Origin of the sequence: Streptomyces triticirhizae, from assembly GCF_003696235.1 — a bacterium.
GTDB lineage: Bacteria > Actinomycetota > Actinomycetes > Streptomycetales > Streptomycetaceae > Streptomyces > Streptomyces triticirhizae.
Genome location: NZ_RFFJ01000296.1, coordinates 1 through 5095, shown reverse-complemented (window position 1 = coordinate 5095; position 5095 = coordinate 1). Strand labels below are relative to the sequence as shown.

Here is a 5095-nt window from a genome sequence, read left to right as displayed (position 1 = left end):
GTGCGGCGGCCGGCCGTGGACGGGCCGTGGGCCAACGGCCGGGTGGGGGCGGCCCGTTGCCCGACCGGCCGGAGGCGGGCAGCGGCCCCGGCGCGGGCCGAGCCCGGCACGGAGGCCGGGCGGGTGGGGTGAGTCGGCTCAGACCGGCGAGCCGGCGTTCTCCGGGGCGGTCGAAGCGTTCGGCCGGCTCCCGCAGGGTGCGCGGCGGCTCATCGGCGAGGTGGGACGGTCCACTCCGGCCCCTCGTCGGCGCGCGTGGAGAACACGCGCGGCGCCGCGCTGCGGACCCGGGAGCGGGTCCTGGCGTGGAAGCCGGTGAGGAACTCGTCGATCCCGTCCAGCGCGAGCGCGGCCGGCGTCGGCGACGGCCGTTCGCCGGCGGCGAGTTGGGCGTCCCTCAGGCGCACCGTCGTCTCGTGCGCCTGCCGACGGGCCCAGAACGCGCGGCCGTTGGGCGCCCCGGGCAGGAACACGAAGCAGCCGATGGTCTCGTCGCTCGTGCGCGGCCTCTCCAGCAGGGCGTCCAGGCCCTCGCGGAACCAGGCGACCAACTCCCCCTCGGACGGCCGTTCTTCGGGTGGTGGCACACCCTCGGTCAGCCGCTCGCACACGAACCGTTCGGCCCAGCGTGCACGTTCCCCAGGTGCCGGGTGAGGTCGTCGAGCCGCCAGCCGGGGCAGCTCGGGACCTCGGCCCGCCAGCCGGCCGCCTCGGCCATCGCCGGGAAGGCCCGGCCGGCGCGGTCCAGGGCCGCCAGGTGTGCTGTGGTCTCCACGGCACAACGGTCGCAGACCGGCCCGCCGGCAGCGGAGGCGGGGCGCGACCCGCGCACGCGAGGGCGTCCCCCTACGTGACCGCGCCCCCCTTGAGCACCGATACTGCGGGGGCGAGCGCGGCGGGCGTCCGTTCGTCGCGCGTCGGGCGCGACGGGACGCGTCGGGCGGGGTCACCCGCACGCATCGCACGCATGGCACGCGTCGCACGAGGAGGCACCGATGAAGTTGCTGATCAACGGGGCGGAGCGGGTGGTCGCCGACGCGCTGCGCGGCATGGCGGCGGCGCACCCGGAGCTGCGGGTGGACGTGGAGCGGCGGCTGGTGGTGCGCCGGGACGCGCCGGTGGCCGGCAAGGTGGCCCTGATCTCCGGGGGCGGCTCGGGCCACGAGCCGCTGCACGCCGGCTTCGTCGGCCCGGGGATGCTGGACGCGGCGTGTGCGGGGGAGGTGTTCACCAGCCCGGTGCCGGACCAGATGACGCGCGCCGCCTCACAGGTGCACGGCGGCGCCGGGGTGCTGTTGATCGTCAAGAACTACACGGGCGACGTGCTGAACTTCGACATGGCGGCCGAGCTGGTCGAGGAGGACGGCATCGAGGTGACCAAGGTGGTGGTCCAGGACGATGTGGCCGTCACCGACAGCACCTTCACGGCCGGCCGCCGGGGCACCGGCGGGACGCTCTTCGTGGAGAAGCTGGCCGGCGCCGCCGCCGAGGAGGGCGCGCCGCTGGCCCGGGTCGCCGAGATCGCGCGCCGGGCGGCCGACGCCTCGCGCAGCTTCGGGGTGGCGCTGCACGGGCCGACCACGCCGGCCAAGGGCAGCCCGACGTTCGACCTGCCGCCGGACGAGCTGGAGCTGGGCATCGGCATCCACGGCGAGCCGGGGCGGGAGCGGCGGGCGATGCTCAGCGCGGCGGAGATCGCCGATGTCACCGTGGAGGCGCTGCTGGCCGACTACCCGGCCTCGCCGCCCGGGCCGCTGATCTGCCTGACCAACGGGATGGGTGGCACGCCGCTGCTGGAGCTGTACGGCTTCCACGCCGAGGTGGTCAGGGCGCTGGACGAGCGCGGGGCAACCCTGGCGCGTAGCCTCGTCGGCAACTATGTGACCTCGCTGGACATGGCCGGCTGCTCGGTGTCGCTGTGCGAGGTGGACGACGAGCTGCTGCGGCTGTGGGACGCCCCGGTGTCCACGCCGGGGCTGCGTTGGGGTCACTGAGAGGAGCCGGGAGTGGCAGGGCAGACGGCGGAGCGTGACGCCGCTTTCATCGTGGAGTGGCTCCGGGCGTCGACGGAGGCGGTGCGCGCGGAGTCCGACCGGCTGACCGAGTTGGACTCGGCGATCGGCGACGCGGACCACGGGACCAACATGCGTCGGGGGTTCACGGCCGTGATGACGACGCTGGACGCGGAGGAGCGGGCGACCCCGGGCGGGGTGCTGCTGGTGGCGGGGCGGACGTTGGTCTCCACGGTGGGCGGCGCGTCGGGGCCGCTCTTCGGCACGCTGCTGCGGCGCTCGGGGAAGGCGTTGGGCGAGGCGGAACGGGTGAGCGACGAGGACGTGCGGGACGCGCTGAGGGCCGGCGTGGCGGCGGTGGGCCAGCTGGGCGGTGCGGCGCTGGGCGACAAGACGATGCTGGACGCGCTGCTGCCGGCGGTGGCCGAGCTGCCGGACTACGCGGCGGCGGCCCGCGCCGCCGAGGAGGGGGCGAAGGCGACGATCCCGCTGCGGGCGCACAAGGGCCGGGCCAGCTATCTGGGCGAGCGCAGCGTCGGGCACGAGGACCCGGGCGCCGCCTCGGCGGCGCTGCTGCTCGGGGCGCTGTTCCAGGTGTCCCGATGACGGGCCCGGCGGAGGGCGGCATGGTGGGCGTGGTGTTGGTCTCGCACAGCCACGAGGTGGCCACTTCGGTGGCGACGCTGGCGTCGGGGCTGGCCGGCAAGGGGCGCCTGGCGCCCGTGGTGCCGGCGGGCGGCACCCCGGACGGCGGGCTGGGCACCAGCTCGGAGTTGATCACCGAGGCGGCGTGGCGCGCCGACCAGGGCGCCGGGGTGGCGATCCTGGTGGACCTGGGCAGCGCGGTGTTGACGGTCAGGGCGCTGCTGGCGGAGGGCGACGTGCTGCCGCCCGGGGCGCGGCTGGTGGACGCGCCGCTGCTGGAGGGGGCGGTGGCGGCGGTGCTCACCGCGTCGACCGGGGCCGACCTGGACGCGGTGGAGACGGCGGCGGCCGACGCCTGGGACTACCGCAAGGTCTGAGCGGCGGGCTGGGCGAACCAGGTGGGCTCGTCGGCGCCGGCCAGCCGGATGCGTTCCAGCGCGTGGTCGGACAGCGGCGGCAGCGCGTCCAGCGTGAACCAGCCGACCTCGGCGGACTCGTCGTCGTTGACCCTGGCCTCGCCGCCGACCGCCCGGCAGGCGAGGCTGATGTCGAGGAACTGGCACACGTCGCCGTTGGGGTAGCGGATGGGGTCCGTGGCCTCGACGGCGATCACCCGTTCGACGACGCAGTGGACGGCCGTCTCCTCCTCGACCTCGCGGACGGCGGTCTCGGCGGGCTCCTCGCCCGGCTCGGGAATCCCGCCGATCAGCGTCCACCGCCCGTCGTCGGCCCTGCGGACCAGGAGCACCCGGCCGTCCTGGTCGAGGACGACGCTGGTGACGCCGGGCAGGAAGAGCGGCTGGTGGCCGATGGTGGCGCGCAGTTCGCGGATGAAGTCGGGCGTGGCCATGGTGCGAAACCTCGGGGCTTTCAGGGGAGTTCGGGCGCGGGCGCGGCGGTCAGCAGTGTGCGGCCCTGGGCGTAGCGGCGGGCGGCGGCCGGCAGCGGGACGCGGCGGCCGTTGGCCAGCACGGTGAGGGTGCCGGTCGGTGGGGCGCTGGGCGCGGGCTGGGCGCCGATCCGGCGCAGCGCCTGGGCGGCGACGGCGGCGGCCGAGCCGTGCAGGGTGACGCGCCGGCCGGTGAGGGCGGTCAGCTCGCGGCCGATCTCGTCGGCGACTAGCTCGTAGTGGGTGCAGCCCAGCACGACGGTGGTGGTGTCGGGCGGGGTCAGCTCGGTGGCCGCCTTGATGGCGGCGCTGACGGCGGCGGCGTCGGCGGCCTCGACCGCGCCGGCCAGCCCGTGGCAGGGGACCTCGGTGGCGGGCGCGCCGTCGGCGAACTCGGCCAGCAGGCCGCGCTGGTAGGCGCTGCCGGTGGTGGCCGGGGTGGCCCAGACGGCGAACGGGCCGCCGGCCGCCGCGGCCGGCTTGATGGCGGGGACGGTGCCGATGACGGGGAGCGCCGGCTCCAACTCGGCGCGCAGCGCCGGGAGGGCGTGCACGCTCGCGGTGTTACAGGCCACGATGAGGGCGTCGGGTCGCTCGGCGACGGCGGAGCGCGCGCACGAGAGCGCGCGCTCGGTGATCCGTGCCGGGTCGAGCGGGCCCCAGGGCATGTGGGCCGGGTCCCCGGAGAGCACCAGGTCCGCGTCGGGCCGCAGCCGCCGTGTCTCGGCGGCCGCGGCCAGCAGGCCGATGCCCGAGTCCAGGAGTGCGATTCTCACGGAACCCCAGCCTACGCGGGGTCCGGGAGGGACTCGGGCACCGCCTTGGCGGTCACTTGCGGCCCGGGGTCCACTGCATTCCGAAGCCGTAGGCGTGGTCCACGGTGCGCTGGGGGCTGACGCCCCGGTCGGGAACGAGGTAGCGGGCCTCGCGGTTGACGACCAGCCCGCCGTTCTGGTTGGTGAGGGTGGCCAGGACGCAGACCGGGGATGGCACGTCGCACTCGTCGAGGAAGAACTCGATGGGGGCGCCGCGCTCGGGGGTCAGCGTGACGGTGGCGGCGAGGTCCTGGAAGCTGGTGGCGCCGGCGTAGATGGTCACGAAGATGACCACCCGCTTCAGCTCCCTGGCGTGGTCGAGGTTGACCGTGAGGTTCTCGCCCTGGGCGCGGGCGCCGGTGCGGTCGTCGCCGTCGAGGTGCATGTAGGGCGGCTGGTGGAGCGAGCCGAAGGCGTTGCCCAGGGCCTGGATGACGCCCTTGCGGCCGTCGGTCAGCTCGAACAGGGCGCACAGGTCGAGGTCGAGCCCGCCGCCCATGGCCTTGGTGATGCGGTCCTTCCAGCTGGTCTGCTTGGGGGCGTTGCGCTGCTGCCAGTTGAGGTTGATCAGCATCTGGCCGCCGGTGGCGCCCTGCTTGGCCAGGGAGATCGCGGGGGCGTCCTTGGTGAGCGTGATCTTGCTCAGCCGGATCGGGGAGCCGCCGCCCTGGGTCGGGGTCGCGGCGGCCGGCGCGGGCGCGGCGGGCGTCACGGGGGCGGGCGGGGCCGGCGGC

The 5095-nt window shown here is 75.8% G+C and carries 8 protein-coding genes; 3 read left to right on the top strand and 5 right to left on the bottom strand.

Going from position 1 to position 5095, the window contains the following annotated elements:
* Positions 1 to 209: 209 nt before the first annotated feature.
* Both EBN88_RS28460 and EBN88_RS28455 read right to left on the bottom strand, forming a co-directional pair.
* Entirely contained in the window at positions 210 to 587 is a 378-nt protein-coding gene (locus EBN88_RS28460; RefSeq protein ID WP_147472884.1) for a maleylpyruvate isomerase N-terminal domain-containing protein, read from the bottom strand.
* Between the two features lie 8 nt (positions 588 to 595).
* The gene (locus tag EBN88_RS28455; RefSeq protein WP_122399891.1) at positions 596 to 775 is read right to left on the bottom strand and encodes a maleylpyruvate isomerase N-terminal domain-containing protein; all 180 of its coding nucleotides are present in this window, start codon (positions 773 to 775) and stop codon (positions 596 to 598) included.
* Between the two features lie 220 nt (positions 776 to 995).
* Between EBN88_RS28455 and dhaK the strand changes: the two genes are divergently transcribed.
* Genes dhaK through EBN88_RS28440 form a run of 3 tightly spaced genes read left to right on the top strand, consistent with a single transcriptional unit; the run spans position 996 to position 3034 of the window.
* Complete coding sequence (gene dhaK, locus EBN88_RS28450) at positions 996 to 1994, top strand: dihydroxyacetone kinase subunit DhaK (RefSeq protein ID WP_122399890.1); 999 nt, start codon at positions 996 to 998, stop codon at positions 1992 to 1994.
* Between the two features lie 12 nt (positions 1995 to 2006).
* The gene (gene dhaL / locus EBN88_RS28445) at positions 2007 to 2618 is read left to right on the top strand and encodes a dihydroxyacetone kinase subunit DhaL (RefSeq protein WP_233581068.1); all 612 of its coding nucleotides are present in this window, start codon (positions 2007 to 2009) and stop codon (positions 2616 to 2618) included.
* Entirely contained in the window at positions 2615 to 3034 is a 420-nt protein-coding gene (locus EBN88_RS28440; protein ID WP_122399889.1) for a PTS-dependent dihydroxyacetone kinase phosphotransferase subunit DhaM, read from the top strand. Before dhaL ends, EBN88_RS28440 begins: the two co-directional genes overlap by 4 nt.
* Here EBN88_RS28440 and EBN88_RS28435 read toward each other — a convergent pair.
* The 3 genes from EBN88_RS28435 to EBN88_RS28425 all read right to left on the bottom strand — a co-directional run.
* A complete protein-coding gene (locus EBN88_RS28435; RefSeq protein ID WP_122399888.1) occupies positions 3019 to 3507 on the bottom strand; it encodes an NUDIX hydrolase in 489 nt (162 codons plus the stop codon). The two genes, EBN88_RS28440 and EBN88_RS28435, sit on opposite strands and share 16 nt — an antisense overlap.
* Positions 3508 to 3527: 20 nt before the next feature.
* Complete coding sequence (locus tag EBN88_RS28430; RefSeq protein ID WP_122399887.1) at positions 3528 to 4322, bottom strand: glutamate racemase; 795 nt, start codon at positions 4320 to 4322, stop codon at positions 3528 to 3530.
* A 52-nt stretch (positions 4323 to 4374) separates the two neighbouring features.
* Positions 4375 to 5095 (bottom strand): TerD family protein (locus EBN88_RS28425; RefSeq protein ID WP_456114809.1); only part of this gene is annotated, 721 nt, incomplete at its 5' end.